The following is a 15063-nucleotide window of genomic DNA, read 5'->3' as shown; positions in this document are numbered from 1 at the left end:
TTCTTCACTTGTGATGCCGGGAACGTCATCAGTGACTGTCCTTATCAGCTGTCTCTACGTAGACCCGCCGCCTTGACCAGCGCCCGCGTGTAGTCACTGGTTGGGCTCTCGAGCACATCATGGCAGTCGCCTTCCTCTATCAGTTCGCCGTCCTTCAGCACCATCACCCGATGGGCCATGGCACGCACGACAGCAAGATCATGGCTGATGAAGAGATAGCTCAACCCTCTGCGAGCCTGCAGGTCGCGAAGCAGTTCCACGAGCTGCTTCTGTACGGTTCGATCAAGCGCCGAAGTTGGCTCGTCGAGTATCACCAGTTCGGGTTCGAGAATGAGCGCCCGGGCTACGGCGATGCGCTGACGCTGGCCTCCTGAAAACTCATGGGGGTAGCGTGCGGCACAATCGGCGGGTAGGCCGACCTCGTGGAGCGTGGCTTGAACCCGTTGCAAGACCTCGCTTTCCGTGAGTTTAGGATAGTGAAAACGCAGTCCCTCACTGACGATTTCCGAGACTGGCAGGCGAGGGGATAGTGAGCCATAGGGGTCTTGGAAGACGACCTGGAAGCGGCGTCGGCGCTTGCGCAGTGCGTTACCGCTCAAGCGGTCGAGACGTTCGCCACCGAAGTCGATCTCGCCGTCACAGGGCGTGAGTCGTAGTAGTGCCATGGCCAGGGTGGTCTTGCCGGAGCCTGATTCCCCGACGATGCCCAGAGTCTCGCCGGGGGCGATGTGCAGGTCCACCGGTTTGACTGCCACGAAGGCTGGCGGACGCTTGGCAAACAGCCGCTTTGGCCGCTGGAAACTGACCGTCACGCCACGCCCGCTGATCAGCGGGTCTCCGGCAGGCACCGGTGAGGGGTGCCCGGTGGGTTCGGCTTCCAGCAGGGTACGGGTATAGTCGCTACGGGGGGAGTGGAAGACCTCGGAAACCGGACCGGTCTCCTGCTCCCGTCCATTGTAGAGCACGCAGACCCGATCGGCATGCCGCCGAACCAGGTTGAGGTCATGGGTGATGAAGAGCATGCCCATGCCGTGGCGATCGCGCAGATCGGCGAGCAAGGCAAGAATCTCCTGCTGAACGGTGACGTCGAGCGCGGTAGTGGGCTCGTCGGCGATAAGCAGTTCGGGGTCATTGGCAATGGCCATGGCGATCATCACCCGCTGTCGCTGGCCGCCGGAGAGCTGGTGTGGCCAGGCATCCAGCAGCTCATCCGGGCGTGGCAGCTTCACCTGCTCCAGCAGCTTGCGCGTGCGTTCGCGTGCCGCCCGGCCGGAAAGTCCCTGATGCAGCCGCAGTGTCTCTCCGATCTGCTTGGCAACCGTGTGCAGCGGATTGAGCGACGTCATCGGTTCCTGAAAGATGAATCCGACACGCCCACCACGAAGCCCCTGCCAGTCGCGATTCCTGAGGCGAGTCAGGTCCGTTTCGCCCAGCCACCGGCCACCCTGCACCTGAGCATTGTCGGGTAGCAGGTTCATGGCGCCCAGTGCCGATACCGACTTTCCGGAACCGGACTCCCCTACCAGGGCGACGGTTTCACCACGACGCACCTCGAGGGACAGCTCATGCAGTACCGGCACGCCATCGAAGGCGATGGTCAGCTTGTCGAAACGCAGCAAGTCTCGTGAATGCGATTCAGGCATTGGGCTGAGTCCTGGTCAAGGGGGTGGCACTCGGGGCGTGTTGAATATGGCGTGGATCGAAGGCATCGCGTAGCCCCTCGCCGATGAACACCAGCAGCGACAGCATCAGCGACAGGCTGACGAAGGCGGTTATCCCAAGCCATGGGGCATGCAGGTTGTTCTTGCCCTGGGCTACCAGTTCGCCCAGTGATGGCGCGCCGGGCGGCAGGCCGAAGCCGAGGAAATCCAGAGCGGTCAATGTGGTGATGGCACCGGTGAACAGGAAGGGAATGAAGGTCAGCGTGGCTACCATGGCGTTGGGCAGGACGTGACGCCACATGATCAGGCGCGAGGGTAGGCCCATGGCCTTGGCGGCACGCACATACTCCAGGTTGCGTGCCCGCAGAAATTCCGCGCGTACCACGTCCACCAGTCCCAGCCAGGAGAAGAGCAGCATGATGCCCAGCAGCCACCAGAAGCCGGGCTGCACCAGGCTGGCCAGGATGATCAGGAGAAACAGTACCGGCAGTCCTGACCAGATCTCTGTCAGGCGTTGGCCGACCAGGTCGGTCTTGCCACCAAAATACCCCTGTATGCCGCCGATGAGCACGCCCATCACCAGGGAGCCGGCAGTCAGCACCAGGGCGAAGAAAACCGACAAGCGGAAGCCATAGATGACCCGGGCCAGGACATCGCGTCCCTGGTCATCGGTGCCCAGCCAATGCCGCCTGTCGGGGGGGGATGGCGAGGGGCGCATCATCTGCATGTCCAGGGTCTGGTAGGAGAACGGGATCGGTGGCCAGAGCGCCCAGCCGTGATCCTCGATCTGCGCCTGTATGAAGGGGTCGTGGTAGTCGGTGCGTGTCGGCAGGAACCCGCCGAACTCGGTTTCGGGGTAATCCACCAGCAGGGGGGTATACCACTGCCCATCGAACTGCATCACGATGGGTTTGTCGTTGGCGATCAGCTCGGCGAGGAGGCTGAGGCCAAACAGCACCAAAAAGATCCACAGCGACACCCGGGCCCGTCGGTTCTGACGAAAGACGCTGATGCGCCGCCGGGCGATGGGGGAGAGCTTGGAGGTGAACGCAAGGGTCATTGGCTCAGGACTCCCGGGTCTCGAAATCGATACGTGGATCCACCCAGACATAGGTGAGATCGGAAACCAGCTTGAGGACCAGCCCGATCAGGGTATAGAGGAACAGCGTGCCGAAGATCACCGGGTAGTCGCGCTGCATCACCGCCTCGAACCCCAGGAGACCCAACCCTTCCAGAGAGAAGATCACCTCGATCAACAGCGATCCGGTGAAGAAGATCGTGATCAGCGCGCCGGGCATGCCGGCGATGATGATCAGCATGGCGTTGCGGAACACATGGCCATAGAGCGTCCGACGGTCACTGGCGCCCTTGGCTCGGGCGGTCAGCACATACTGCTTGTGGATCTCGTCGAGGAAGCTGTTCTTGGTCAGCATGGTCAGGGTGGCGAAGCTGCCGACCGTCATGGCCACTACCGGCAGGGTGATGTGCCAGAAGTAATCCTTGATCTTGCCCCAGGTGGAGAGCTCATGGAAATCCGGCGAAGTGAGACCGCGCAGGGGAAAGAAGTCCCAGTAGCTGCCCCCTGCAAACAGCACGATGAGCAGGATGGCAAACAGAAAGCCGGGGATGGCGTAACCCACGATGACCAGCCCCGAGGTCCAGACGTCGAACCGTGAGCCATGATGCAGTGCCTTGCGAATGCCCAGCGGAATCGATATCAGGTAGACCAGCAGCGTGGTCCAGAGGCCGAGGGAAATCGACACCGGCAATCGCTCTATCATCAGTTCGACGACCGGTCGATCGCGGAAGAAACTGTTGCCGAAGTCGAAGGTGGCATAGTCGCGCATCATCCCCAGGAAGCGGATATGGGCGGGCTGGTCAAAACCGAACTGCTGTTCGAGCTGTTCGATGAAGCGTGGGTCCACGCCGCGAGCGCCGCGTGATTCGTCCCGCACCACGACGTCGCCGCCGCCAGCATCCAGCCGGGTGCTGGCCATCGCGTCCATACCCTCGAACCGCGCCATCATCTGGTCGATGGGCCCGCCCGGGGCGGCCTGCACGATAATGAAATTGAGCAGCATGATCCCGATCAGGGTCGGGATCATCAGCAGCAGTCGGCGCAGGATGTAGCGGCTCACGATGGGGTCATCCTTATGAAAGCAGCAGTGACTCTGAGTATCCGCACGGCTTATCGACGGCGAAGACGTCGGTTGATTTCGTCTTCCCGTTCGCTGTCGACCCACCAGGCCGAGAGGTCGAAGCCGTACTTGGGGAAGGGCTCGGGGTAGCCGAACTTGTCCCAGACGGCAATTCGCGTCTCGCCGGAATGGTAGTGGGGGATGGTGATGAAGTTCCACAGCAGTACCCGGTCCAGGGCGCGGGCGGCGGTGTTGAGTTCGCTCCGGCTGTCGGCCCGTATCAGACGCTCCACCAGCTCATCGACCACGGGGCTCTGCAGCCCCATCAGGTTGCGGCTCTGAGGGCTTTCGGCGAACTCGCTCGTCCAGAATTCGCGCTGTTCGTTGCCGGGGTTGTTGGACTGGGGAAACTGCCCGGTGATGATCTCGAAGTCGAAGCTTCTCAGGCGGTTGAGGTACTGGTTGATATCGACGATGCGCAGGCTGCCCTGTATGCCGAGGCGTGACATGTTGCGCAGCATGGGCTGCACGACCCGTTCCAGGCCGCTGTCGAACAGCATGACCTCGACGGACAGCGGGCGGCCGCTGTCGCCATCCACCAGGACCCCACCCCGAAATTCGTACCCCGCCTCCAGCAGCAGCTCGTAGGCCAGGCGCAGGCGTTCACGTAGCTCAGTGGGGTGGTCGATTGGCAGCTCGCTGTCGAAGACCCGCTCGGGCAAGTCGTCACGATGCGGCTCGAGCAGGGCGAGTTCCGCCTCGCTCGGCAGCCCCTCGGCGGCCATCTCGGAGTTCTGGAAGTAGCTCTCTGTCCGGCTGTAGGAGTCGTAGAAGAGATTGGCATTGAGCCAGGGGAAGTCGAAGGTGAGATTGAGCGCCTCGCGCACGCGGACGTCCTGGAATTTTTCCTCTCGCAGGTTGAAGACAAAGGCCTGCATGCGTGACGGCTGCCCGTCCGGCACGGTAATCCGTTTCACCAGGCCGTCGTTGTAGGCGGGAAAGTCGTAACCGATGGCCCAGGTGGCGGCACGGGCATCGGTACGATAGTCCATGACGCCGGCCTTGAAGGCCTCCCAGGCGATATCGCGATCGCGGTAATAGTCGTAGATCAGTCGGTCGATATTGTGGCGTCCGCGATTGACGGGCAGCTCGGCGCCCCAGTAATCCGTCACCCGTTGATAGACAATGCGCCGGCCGGGTTCCACCTCGGCGAGGCGATAGGGGCCGGAGCCGGGATGGCGTGCCAGGGTCGGCGCAGTGAAGTCCCGCTCTTCCCAGTAGTGCTTTGGCAGGATCGGCAACTGGCCCACGATCAAGGGCAGCTCGCGGGAGTGGTTGGTGGCGAACTCGAAGCGGACGGTATGGCGGTCCAGCGCTTCGACGCTCTCCACATCGGCGTAGTAGCCTCGATAGAACGGGTTGCCTTCCTCCACCAGCAGATTGAAACTGAAGACCACGTCCTCGGCGGTGACGGGCTCGCCGTCATGGAAGCGTGCCTCGGGCCGAAGGTCGAACTCTATCCAGAAGCGGTCGGGGTCAAGGCGCATGCCTTCGGCCAGCAGGCCGTAGACACTGAAAGGCTCATCGACGTTTTCCACCAGCAGGGTGTCATAGATTTCGCCGATACCGATGCCGGGTGTGCCGCGGATGATGAACGGGTTGGTCGAGTCGAAACTGCTGCCTACGGCCGCACGGATCAGGCTGCCCCCCTTGGGAGCATCCGGGTTGACGTAGGGGAAATAGGCAAAGTCAGCATCCAGGGCCGGCTCATCATAGAGCGCAAGGCCATGCACCGTGGGTATGGTGGCGTGGTCGCCCGCCAGGGTCGACGAAACCCAGCCCGAGGCCAGAGCAGTTAGGAAGAGGCAACGTATAACGAACCGCATCGATGACATCCTTGCTGAAACATGCCCCGTCAGGAGGGGTGTGCCGCCTTAAGGTGTCAGTCCTTCCGTTGCTTGTAAACCTATCCTGTCTAATTTCATGACGCTAGGTGTCAACGAGCGGCAAGGCTGCGTCGCGGAATATCCAGGCGTTGACCTTCATGAATCAAGTCGCCGTTGAGCCCGTTATGCTGGCGGATCTCTTCCACGCTGCTGCCATGCAGGGCGGCGATCGACGAAAGGCTGTCGCCTCGTGTGACCACATGCTGGTGCGCCCCGGTGCTCGGCGTTGCTGGGGTCGAAAGGTGGGCCAGGACGGTTTCTTCATGCTCGACTGGCACCAGAATGACGTCAGCCGTGGCGGGGTGCGCGCTACCATTGGTCAGGCCGGGATTGAGAGCCGAGAGATCGTCCCGGTCCACGCCAGACATGGTGGCCAGTTGACCGAGGTCGATCGGTGTCTCCACCGTTATCTTGGCAAAGGCCGGCGCATCGTCGATTTCCGGCAAGTCGATGCCGTGTGCCTCGGGGTCGGCAATGATGGCCGCGATGGCATTGAGCTTTGGCAGATAGTTCATGGTTTCGTTGGGCAGCTGCAGGTGCCAGTAGTCCGTGGGCTCTCCACGGGCGCCGGCAGCGTGTCGTGCCCGATTCACGGTCCCTGCGCCGGCATTGTAGGCAGCGAGGGAGAGCTCGAGGTCACCCTCATACCACTGTTCCGCCTGCAGCTCGATGTAATCCAGGGCAGCCTCGGTCGAGGCCACGACATCGAGACGACCATCGTAGCCATTGCGTCGGCTCAGGCCCAGGGCGTCGCCTGTGCCGGGCATGAATTGCCAGAGCCCGGCGGCGCCGCGATGACTGCGCGCCGTGGGGTCGAAGGAGCTCTCCACGAAGGGGATCAGCGCGATTTCGCCCGGCAGGCCGCGAGTCTCCACTTTCTCGCTGATCCAGGCCATCCAGGGCCGGGCCCGCTCGATGATCGAGACCACGTTGGACGGGTTGGCGCGATAGTATTCGATCCAGTGCTGGACGCGTGCATCATGGCTGCGATCGAGCCATTGAAGGTTGTCGCGCAGCCGCTCCCAGGTGTCGCCGGGAAGGAACTCGAGCTGGAGGTCGTTCCAGAAATGGACAGTCGTATAGGTATTGCTGGCTCCGGGGTGGGGGGCAGCCTGACTCTGTGCGCCGACAGCCAATGCTCCGAGCAGGGCAAGGCTGCTGGCGAGGCCGATTGCCTTTCGTCGAGCGGTAAGGTATGTCATGCGTTCTCCTTCAGGTCGCTGGGGCGGCATGACGGTTGGCCGCCAGGCTTCCATGGGATGCGTCGAATTCAGAAACTGTCTTTCCAGGCCCGCAGGGTCGCGAAAGTGGCCTGGTCGGTATCGGTATCGCCGTGCTGCGAGGCGGTCGCGCGGACTGCCGGGTCGGCGCAACGCAGGAAAGGGTTGATCCTTCTCTCGCGCCCCAGGTTGCTGGGCAGGGTGGGTCGATCGAGAGCACGCGCTCGCTGGGTTTCCTTGAGTGCCGTAGCCACGTCGGGGTTGTTCGGGTCCGCGGCGCTGGCGAAATCCAGATTGGCTTGAGTATATTCGTGGGCGGCGAAGACGAGGGTGTCGTCGGGCAAGCTGGCGAGAGCTTGCAGGGAGTTGTGCATCTGCTGCGGTGAGCCTTCGAAGAGGCGACCGCACCCGGCCGAGAAAAGGGTGTCGCCACAGAACAGCAGGGGGGGAATACCAGCCGTGAAGAAGGCGATATGATCCAGGGTATGCCCCGGTACTTCCATGACCTCAAACAGGCGCCCCATGACGCGGCAGGTGTCACCCTGGCCTACCCGTTCGTCAATGCCTGCTATCTGGGGGTTCTGTGGACCGATGACATGGGGGGAGTAGCGCTCGATGAGTTCCGCAAGGCCGCCGACATGGTCATGGTGGTGATGAGTGATGAGAACGCTGGTGAGATTCAGCTTGTCCCGCTCCAGTATCTGAATGACTGGAGCGGCATCGCCGGGATCCACTATGCAGACATCGGGGCTCGTGTCCTGGCGCATTAGCCATATATAGTTGTCGCCAAAAGCGGGAATCGGTGTCACGCTCAGCATAGGCCTAACGTCCTCGTCGCGTCGTCAACCGGTGGTGTTGCAGGGTACAGGACTACGTTCTTGCAAGCCGCACTAATCAACGTATACGCATCATTTCGATGCGCAGGGCAGCGATGCACGCGATAGCCGAAAGCCATTGCATGGCGGCCAAACACTGCCATTTTGCTGTAAATTGCCCGCAAAACCGGTGATAATGGAGGGTGTTGTAGCCAATGTCAAATTCACAGGACCTACTGGCGCTGGCTCAACTGTTTCGAGAAGGACGCCGCTATTGGTCGAGTCCCGATGGGGTTGCCCACTGGCGAGCCGAGCGGGCGTGCCTGGGGCCTGTCTGTGAGCGACTGCATGGGCTCCATAGCCTTGAGCTGGGAATGGGGCCCACCCTTACCGATATGTCACCCATTCACCACAGCATGCGCTGGGCGCCGACCGTGGAACTGGCCGAGCAGGCTTCGACCCTGGTCTGCCCCCCTGATGCGCTGGCACTGCCAGACGAAAGTCTGCAGCTGGTCATCATCCACCATCTGCTGGAAATCGTGCCTAACCCCCATCGTCTCTTGCAAGAGACCGCAAGGCTTACCAGCGACGATGGCTGTCTGATCATTTTCGGCTGGGCGCCACTTGGTGTAGCTGGGCTATCGCGACTCTCGCCGGGCCGACGGCGTCGACTACCGTGGCGAGGGCAGTGGCGAACACCGGCCAAGCTGCGCGATTGGCTGGCATTTGTCGATTTCCGAATCGAACGGGTAGACTACTGTGGCTTTCACCTCCCTGGCAGAATGCCGGGTAACGCCGCCCTGGAGACCCTGGGGCGACGTCATAACGTGCCGTTGGGGGACAGCTATATCATTCGCGCCCGTCGCCGCACGAAGCTGGCTCAGGTTCAGCGCCCCCGTCTTCGCCTCGGTGGCGCGTTGGGTGGCAGTTCCCTGGGCCATGCATCCCGGGTCGGGCGTCCCGCAGTAGAAGAACCGAGCAGAAGGACCACCGAGGTTGAGTGATACCGATCAAGCCAAGCCGTTACCCAGTGTCACCATCTATACCGATGGGGCATGCCGAGGAAATCCGGGGCCGGGCGGCTGGGGAGCGGTGCTGTCCAGTGGCAGGCACGAAAAGACCCTCAATGGTTTCGAAGCCGATACCACCAACAATCGCATGGAGCTGATGGCGGCCATCAGGTCGCTGCGTGAGCTCAAGCAGCCATGTCGGGTTGATCTCTGGACCGACTCCGAATACCTGCGAAAGGGGATTACCGAGTGGATCCATGGCTGGATGAAGCGTGGCTGGAAGACAGCCAGCCGACAGCCGGTCAAGAACGCTGAGCTGTGGCGAGAGCTATTGGAGGAGGCCAGCCGGCATCAGGTGCAGTGGCACTGGGTGAAGGGTCATAGCGGTCATCCGGGTAATGAGCGTGCCGATGCGTTGGCCAATGCCGCCATCGATGCCCATCGCGCCAAGCCAGGCGTCGTCATCAAATCATCGTGAGTCATGTGTCATGCGTCAGATTGTACTGGATACGGAAACAACCGGTATCGACCCCAAGGAAGGGCACCGGCTGATAGAGATCGGTGCCGTGGAGCTGGTGAACCGCCGCCTTACCGGACAGACCTACCATCAATACATCAATCCGCAGCGCGAAATCGAGGCCGAAGCCATCGCGGTGCATGGCATCACCAACGACGACCTGGACGACAAGCCGGTATTCGCCGAGATAGCCGATGCGTTCTGGGACTTCATCGTCGGTGCCGAACTGGTGATTCATAACGCGGCCTTCGATGTGGGCTTCATCGATCACGAACTGATGATGCTCCACGCCCAGCGCCATGAGCCACGCCTGGGCCCGGTTGCTGAGCACTGCTCCATTCTGGACACTCTGCGTCTGGCTCGTGACCGTCACCCGGGGCAGCGCAACAACCTCGATGCGCTATGCAAGCGCTACGAGATCGACAACGGACGCCGGGTACTCCACGGGGCCCTGCTGGATGCCGAGATCCTGGCCGAGGTCTACCTCGCCATGACCGGCGGCCAGACGGCCCTGACACTGGATGCCGAAGAGCGGCGTGCCGATGACGCCATGGCCGGGGGGTTGTCGATTCGGCGTTTGTCATCGACGGCCAGCCTGAGCGTCCTGCGCCCTGGCGCGGAGGAGTTGGTCGCCCATCAGGCCAAGCTCGAGCAGATCCGTCAGGCTGCTGGCTCTTGCCACTGGGATGAGCTTGCCTCGGCACGTGATCTCGCAGAAAAGTCGAGCTGATGCTGCGCCGCGACCTTCCCTTCGGTGAGGTTGGTGGTCGGGTCATCCGGATTGGCTCTGGCCGTATCGCGCCGGGACCGGATGGATCTCCTCTGCAGCCGGCACAGGAGTGGACGGCGACCATGCAGCCGCTTTGCTACTGGCACGACGACCCGGTGGCCCTGTCAGTGGAAGGACAGGGGGATGAGAGTTGGCCGGATGGCAGGGAGTGGTTGGCCAGGCTGCCCGAGTCCTGGTTCCCGCTGCTCTCCACGGCTCTCCAGGTGTCTGCCTGGCTTCGCGATCATCGGTTCTGCGGCCGCTGCGGAGCCGGAGCGTCACAGCTGGATTCCGAGTTTGCCATGCACTGCCAGTCCTGTGGGCTGCGTAACTATCCCAGAATTTCCCCTTGCATCATTACGCTGGTGACACATGGCGATGCCATGCTGCTGGCGAGGAGCCCTCGGTTTCCAGCGGGACGTTTCTCTACGCTGGCTGGCTTCATCGAGCCTGGCGAGTCGGCCGAGGAGGCCGTTCGGCGTGAGATATACGAGGAGGTGGGACTCACGGTGGGACGAATACGCTACTACCGCAGCCAGGCCTGGCCGTTTCCCCATGCGTTGATGCTGGGTTTCTTCGCAGAAGCCGCTACCAGGCGTATACGAATTGATGGTGTCGAGATAGCCGATGCCGCCTGGTTCATGCCCGAGCGCCTGCCTCAGCTGCCGCCACCCTATTCCATCTCACGAGCCCTGATCGAGACGCATCTCGCCGAGGTGAAGGGCAGTCTTCGATAAAAATCGCGCGGGCCGCCATATGGCGGCCCGCGTGGGTGTCTCGTTGCTGCGCCATATCAGCGTGACGGGAAGAGGCTCGTCAGCTTGGTTGCCAGCATGACATTACCGGTTGCCTTGAGCTTACCTGTCATGAAGGCGGTCATGCCGTTGATATCGCCATTCATCACACCCTTCAGGGTATCGGTGCTCATGCTCAGGCTGACCGAGGGATCATCGTGCTCGCCCTCTTCAATGGCCAGGCTGCCATCCTTGATGACCAGATAGTGGCTGCCATTGTCGCTGAAGTGAAACTGGAAAATGTCATTCATGCCTTTTGCGGCCTGAGGGTCGAAACGATCTTGTAGTTTATCGAAAGTGTTGCTGGACATGCGAGAGCTTCCTCTGTCGTAGCAGTCAAGGGAGGAGTGAGGTACTACTTGCGAGAGTATTTCAAACGAATGTTTTAATCAAGACCATTGTACCTTGGGGCAGGCGGCGTCAGTATTAATCGCTCAATCAGTAAGCGGAGAGAGTAACGTGAACGAGTGGCTGCTTGATATCGGGCGCTTCACGGCCCAATTGACGATTCTGCTGCTATTGGTGGGGGTCGTGGTGGTCATTGTGGCCCGAGCCAGGAGCGAAGGAGGCGACCGCTTGCGTCTGCGTATCGAGGAGCTCAACCGGCGACATGAGTACCGGCGGAGGCGGCTGGCTCTCGCTGCCAGTGAGCCGGGCGCTCGCAAGCGACTACTCAAGGGATTTCGACGTGAGGACAAGACGGAAGGCCGGCAAGGACGAAAGGAGCCGGGCAAGCCCCGTCAGACCGTCTGGGTGCTGGATTTTCGTGGCGATATAAAGGCATCTGGAGTGGGAAGGTTCGCCGAAGAGATATCGGCAGTCATGGCAGCCGCGACACAAGGGGATGAAGTGGTGGTTCGCCTTGAATCACCCGGCGGGCTGGTGCATGCCTATGGCCTTGCCGCGGCCCAGATGGATCGGCTACGTGAGGCAGGCCTGACAACGACGGTCTGTGTCGACAAGGTGGCTGCCAGCGGGGGATACCTCATGGCCTGTGCTGCCGACCAGCTTCGCGCAGCGCCTTTTGCGGTCCTGGGCTCCATCGGCGTGGTAGCGCAGCTGCCGAACCTCCATCGGCTCCTCAAGCGGCACGATATCGATGTCGAGCTGTTGACCGCCGGCGAGTACAAGCGAACCCTGACGGTCTTCGGTGAGAATACCGAAGAAGGCAGGCAGAAGTTCAAGGCGGACCTGGAAAACATCCATCACCTATTCAAGTCGCATGTTGCCGAGCGTCGCCCAAGTCTGGATATCGAGGCGGTTGCAACCGGCGAGACATGGTATGGCCGGGATGCGCTCGATATGGGGCTAGTCGATGCCCTGGGCACCAGCGAGGCATACTTGCTGTCACGCATGGAGGAGGCGCGAGTCATCAGCATGCGGCTGGAAGCGCGCAATCCCATGGGTGAACGGCTCGGCATGGCCGTATCGAAGGGGATCGAGGGTGGCATCGACCGGGTCATGGAGCGGCTCGATGCTGGCCGCTGGGAGAAACGCTGATCCCCGTATTGCCTTTCATGGCTCCTGCAACCTGACGAGTGTCTCGATCAACCCTTTGGCTTGTTGGCCCTGCAGGGAGTAGTAGATAGTCTGTGAGGCTCTGCGTGTCGTCACCAGTCCCTCCCTGCGCAGGATGGCGAGGTGTTGCGACAAGGCTGATTGACTCAGCGCTAGACGCTGATTGAGCTCGGTCACAGACAGTTCCGAGTCATCAAGCAGGCATAGAATGCGTAGTCGATTGTCGTTGGCCAGCGCCTTCAGAAGGGCAGTGGCCTGGTCGATGGCGACATCGCCGGCTTCGAGCAGGCGGGATGCGTTGCTGTGCGAGGTGCTCATGTCGATCTCCCCGGTTTGGCTGCCCGGCTGCAATGCAGGCCGAGGCTAGCTGCTTCTGGCGGCTACCTCGGCTGCGACAACAGCCTTACTGCAGGCTGTGGCAGGAGGCAGGGGTGTGACAGTGCCCTTCGTGGTTTATGGCATTGCTCATTTAGTTATCATTGATAGTGGCCCATCAACTGTCAAACGTCGAGTCAACGGAAAATTGATATAGGTCGGGTAAATGCGTCGTTATTGTCAACAATGAGGGCGGTTCGACCGCTGCTTGGGGCTTGATTAGCCGATGGTATGAAGGAAATTCCTGAGAAATTCTCTAGAGTGTCAACAATCCCAGGCAACTTCGTGTCGGACAGGACGCTCATGACCACCTATACCAACGAATTCAACCGCTCCATCGAACAGCCTGAAGCCTTCTGGGCCGAGCAGGCTCGCCGCATTCCCTGGTTTACAACGCCCAAGACCGTTCTCAGCTATGATGACCAGCAGCATGCACGCTGGTTCGTCGACGGTGAGCTGAACATCTGTCATGCCGCGCTGGACCACCATGTGGACCAGGGGCGTGGCGAGCAACCGGCGGTGCTATGGGACTCGCCGGTTACCGAGAGCAAGCGTACGGTGACCTACCGAGAGATGCGTGACCAGGTGGCGCTATTCGCCGGGGCCCTGAGAGCGCTAGGCGTCGAAAAAGGGGACCGGGTGGTCATCTATATGCCCATGGTGCCCGAGGCCCTCATGGCGATGTATGCCTGCGCGCGGCTGGGAGCAGTCCACTCCGTTGTCTTCGGTGGTTTCGCGCCCCATGAGCTGGCGGTACGCATCGACGATGCCCAGCCCAAGGTCGTCGTGGCTGCCTCCTGCGGCATCGAGATAGACCGTGTCATTTCCTACAAGCCGATCATCGATGCTGCCATCGGGCAGAGCCAGCATAAACCGGATGCCTGCGTGATACTTCAGCGCGAGCAGCAGCAAGCCGAGCTTGGCGACAACGATCACGACTGGGCTGAATTGATGGCGAAAGCCGAGCCGGCCGAGTGTGTACCGGTCAAGGGCAGCGACCCGCTATATGTACTTTACACATCCGGCACCACTGGAAAACCCAAGGGTGTGGTGCGCGACACCGGCGGCTATGCCGTTGCACTCCACTACTCCATGGAGGCGATCTACGACGTGGCTCCCGGTGAGGTTTTCTTTTCCGCCTCGGACGTGGGCTGGGTGGTGGGGCACTCTTATATCGTCTACGCCCCGCTGCTGCGAGGCTGTACCACCGTGGTCTACGAAGGCAAGCCGGTTAAGACTCCGGATGCCGGGGCCTTCTGGCGGCTGATCAGCGAGTATGGCGTGAAGAGCTTCTTTACGGCTCCCACTGCCTTTCGTGCTATCAAGAAGGAGGACCCTGATGGCAAGCTCTTGGCTCAGTACGACATTTCCTGCCTGAAGGCGCTGTTTCTGGCCGGGGAGCGGCTGGATCCTCCGACGTTCCATTGGCTTGACGACCTGCTTGACGTTCCCGTGATAGATCACTGGTGGCAGACAGAGACCGGTTGGCCCATTGCCGCCAACCTGCATGGCCTTGACCCGATGCCGACAAAGGCAGGTAGCGCCACGGTGCCGGTTCCCGGTTTCGATGTGCAGGTTCTCGACCGGGAGGGTGAGCAGGCCAAGCCGATGGAGCAGGGCAGCGTCGTTATCAAGCAGCCCATGCCTCCTGGCTGCCTGGTGGGTGTATGGGGAGATCCTCAGCGGTTTCATAGTGCCTACATGGCCGCATTTCCTGGTTTCTATCTGACTGGTGACGGTGGCTACTTCGATGAAGATGGCTACCTGTTCATCATGGGTCGTACCGATGACGTCATCAATATCGCCGGACATCGCCTGTCCACCGGCGAGATGGAAGAGGTCGTGGGCGCCCATAAGGCCGTCGCCGAATGCGCAGTGATCGGTATCCATGATTCACTCAAGGGGCAGGTGCCAGTGGGGCTTGTCATCCCCAAGGATGGCTTCGAGGGTGATGAACTGGCGCTGGAAAATGAACTGATTGCCCTGGTGCGCGAGAAGATCGGGCCCATTGCCTGCTTCAAGCAGGTCTTGGTGGTCAACCGCCTGCCGAAGACGCGCTCCGGCAAGATACTGCGCAAGCTGTTGCGCAATATTGCCGATGGAAAAGAGTACGGCGTTCCCTCGACCATTGACGATCCGGCCAGCCTGCAAGACGTCCACGATGCAATGAAGGATCGTTCGGTGGGCGCCGCCCATGAGGCACGCCAGGTCTGAGCCATCCTTCCTGCGCCTTGTTGCCCGGGATTTGCACGACGCCACCCAGCGGGTGGCGTCGTCGCGTTGGGTGACTGGTTTATTGG

14 protein-coding genes are annotated in these 15063 nt (G+C 61.2%); 6 read left to right on the top strand and 8 right to left on the bottom strand.

The features are described 5' to 3' along the window. Window positions 1–44 precede the first annotated feature (44 nt). From KZO25_RS08955 to gloB, 6 genes are all read right to left on the bottom strand, one after another. Entirely contained in the window at window positions 45–1643 is a 1599-nt protein-coding gene (locus KZO25_RS08955) for an ABC transporter ATP-binding protein (protein WP_223136679.1), read from the bottom strand. Continuing rightward, window positions 1636–2721, bottom strand: a complete 1086-nt coding sequence (locus KZO25_RS08950; RefSeq protein WP_223136678.1) for an ABC transporter permease — start codon at window positions 2719–2721, stop codon at window positions 1636–1638. Before KZO25_RS08950 ends, KZO25_RS08955 begins: the two co-directional genes overlap by 8 nt. 4 nt (window positions 2722–2725) lie before the next feature. Continuing rightward, window positions 2726–3799: a microcin C ABC transporter permease YejB gene (locus KZO25_RS08945; RefSeq protein ID WP_066448678.1), complete on the bottom strand. Its 1074-nt coding sequence runs from the start codon at window positions 3797–3799 to the stop codon at window positions 2726–2728. Between the two features lie 50 nt (window positions 3800–3849). Beyond that, entirely contained in the window at window positions 3850–5685 is a 1836-nt protein-coding gene (locus tag KZO25_RS08940) for an extracellular solute-binding protein (protein WP_223136677.1), read from the bottom strand. Window positions 5686–5795: 110 nt separating this feature from the next. Beyond that, the gene (locus tag KZO25_RS08935) at window positions 5796–6947 is read right to left on the bottom strand and encodes a transglycosylase SLT domain-containing protein (protein WP_223136676.1); all 1152 of its coding nucleotides are present in this window, start codon (window positions 6945–6947) and stop codon (window positions 5796–5798) included. A gap of 68 nt (window positions 6948–7015) precedes the next feature. Next, window positions 7016–7783 carry a hydroxyacylglutathione hydrolase gene (gene gloB, locus KZO25_RS08930; protein ID WP_223136675.1) on the bottom strand — a complete coding sequence of 256 codons (768 nt, stop codon included), beginning with the start codon at window positions 7781–7783 and terminating at the stop codon, window positions 7016–7018. Between the two features lie 212 nt (window positions 7784–7995). Here gloB and KZO25_RS08925 point away from each other — a divergent pair, with 212 nt between their 5' ends. Genes KZO25_RS08925 through nudC form a run of 4 tightly spaced genes read left to right on the top strand, consistent with a single transcriptional unit; the run spans window position 7996 to window position 10813 of the window. After that, entirely contained in the window at window positions 7996–8784 is a 789-nt protein-coding gene (locus tag KZO25_RS08925; RefSeq protein WP_223136674.1) for a methyltransferase domain-containing protein, read from the top strand. Further along, window positions 8777–9268 (top strand): ribonuclease HI, encoded by a 492-nt coding sequence (gene rnhA / locus KZO25_RS08920; protein WP_223136673.1) that lies wholly within the window; start codon window positions 8777–8779, stop codon window positions 9266–9268. Before KZO25_RS08925 ends, rnhA begins: the two co-directional genes overlap by 8 nt. A gap of 10 nt (window positions 9269–9278) precedes the next feature. Continuing rightward, window positions 9279–10037 carry a DNA polymerase III subunit epsilon gene (dnaQ, locus tag KZO25_RS08915; protein WP_223136672.1) on the top strand — a complete coding sequence of 253 codons (759 nt, stop codon included), beginning with the start codon at window positions 9279–9281 and terminating at the stop codon, window positions 10035–10037. Then, entirely contained in the window at window positions 10037–10813 is a 777-nt protein-coding gene (nudC, locus tag KZO25_RS08910; protein WP_223136671.1) for an NAD(+) diphosphatase, read from the top strand. The genes dnaQ and nudC overlap by 1 nt, the downstream gene beginning before the upstream one ends. A 56-nt stretch (window positions 10814–10869) precedes the next feature. On the opposite strand, the gene KZO25_RS08905 is transcribed toward nudC, so the two are convergent. Next, window positions 10870–11181 (bottom strand): SCP2 sterol-binding domain-containing protein, encoded by a 312-nt coding sequence (locus KZO25_RS08905; protein WP_223136670.1) that lies wholly within the window; start codon window positions 11179–11181, stop codon window positions 10870–10872. Between the two features lie 148 nt (window positions 11182–11329). Between KZO25_RS08905 and sohB the strand changes: the two genes are divergently transcribed. Then, the gene (gene sohB, locus KZO25_RS08900) at window positions 11330–12370 is read left to right on the top strand and encodes a protease SohB (protein ID WP_223136669.1); all 1041 of its coding nucleotides are present in this window, start codon (window positions 11330–11332) and stop codon (window positions 12368–12370) included. 15 nt (window positions 12371–12385) lie between these two features. On the opposite strand, the gene KZO25_RS08895 is transcribed toward sohB, so the two are convergent. Further along, the gene (locus KZO25_RS08895) at window positions 12386–12706 is read right to left on the bottom strand and encodes an ArsR/SmtB family transcription factor (RefSeq protein WP_223136668.1); all 321 of its coding nucleotides are present in this window, start codon (window positions 12704–12706) and stop codon (window positions 12386–12388) included. A 318-nt stretch (window positions 12707–13024) separates the two neighbouring features. Between KZO25_RS08895 and KZO25_RS08890 the strand changes: the two genes are divergently transcribed. After that, complete coding sequence (locus KZO25_RS08890) at window positions 13025–14977, top strand: propionyl-CoA synthetase (protein ID WP_410505380.1); 1953 nt, start codon at window positions 13025–13027, stop codon at window positions 14975–14977. Window positions 14978–15063: the final 86 nt, after the last annotated feature.

It is taken from the genome of Halomonas sp. ANAO-440 (assembly GCF_019915905.1).
GTDB lineage: Bacteria > Pseudomonadota > Gammaproteobacteria > Pseudomonadales > Halomonadaceae > Halomonas > Halomonas chromatireducens.
The sequence above is the reverse complement of the archived record's forward strand: the minus strand, read 5'-3'. Positions and strand labels throughout refer to the sequence as shown.

Excerpts from the sequence above, each read along its gene's own strand:
- KZO25_RS08940 (WP_223136677.1), bottom strand. The coding sequence starts at position 5,685 with ATGCGGTTCGTTATACGTTGCCTCTTCCTAACTGCTCTGGCCTCGGGC.
- KZO25_RS08905 (WP_223136670.1), bottom strand. The coding sequence starts at position 11,181 with ATGTCCAGCAACACTTTCGATAAACTACAAGATCGTTTCGACCCTCAG.
- dnaQ (WP_223136672.1), top strand. The coding sequence starts at position 9,279 with ATGCGTCAGATTGTACTGGATACGGAAACAACCGGTATCGACCCCAAG.
- gloB (WP_223136675.1), bottom strand. The coding sequence starts at position 7,783 with ATGCTGAGCGTGACACCGATTCCCGCTTTTGGCGACAACTATATATGG.
- KZO25_RS08935 (WP_223136676.1), bottom strand. The coding sequence starts at position 6,947 with ATGACATACCTTACCGCTCGACGAAAGGCAATCGGCCTCGCCAGCAGC.
- KZO25_RS08925 (WP_223136674.1), top strand. The coding sequence starts at position 7,996 with ATGTCAAATTCACAGGACCTACTGGCGCTGGCTCAACTGTTTCGAGAA.
- nudC (WP_223136671.1), top strand. The coding sequence starts at position 10,037 with ATGCTGCGCCGCGACCTTCCCTTCGGTGAGGTTGGTGGTCGGGTCATC.
- KZO25_RS08950 (WP_223136678.1), bottom strand. The coding sequence starts at position 2,721 with ATGACCCTTGCGTTCACCTCCAAGCTCTCCCCCATCGCCCGGCGGCGC.
- KZO25_RS08955 (WP_223136679.1), bottom strand. The coding sequence starts at position 1,643 with ATGCCTGAATCGCATTCACGAGACTTGCTGCGTTTCGACAAGCTGACC.
- KZO25_RS08895 (WP_223136668.1), bottom strand. The coding sequence starts at position 12,706 with ATGAGCACCTCGCACAGCAACGCATCCCGCCTGCTCGAAGCCGGCGAT.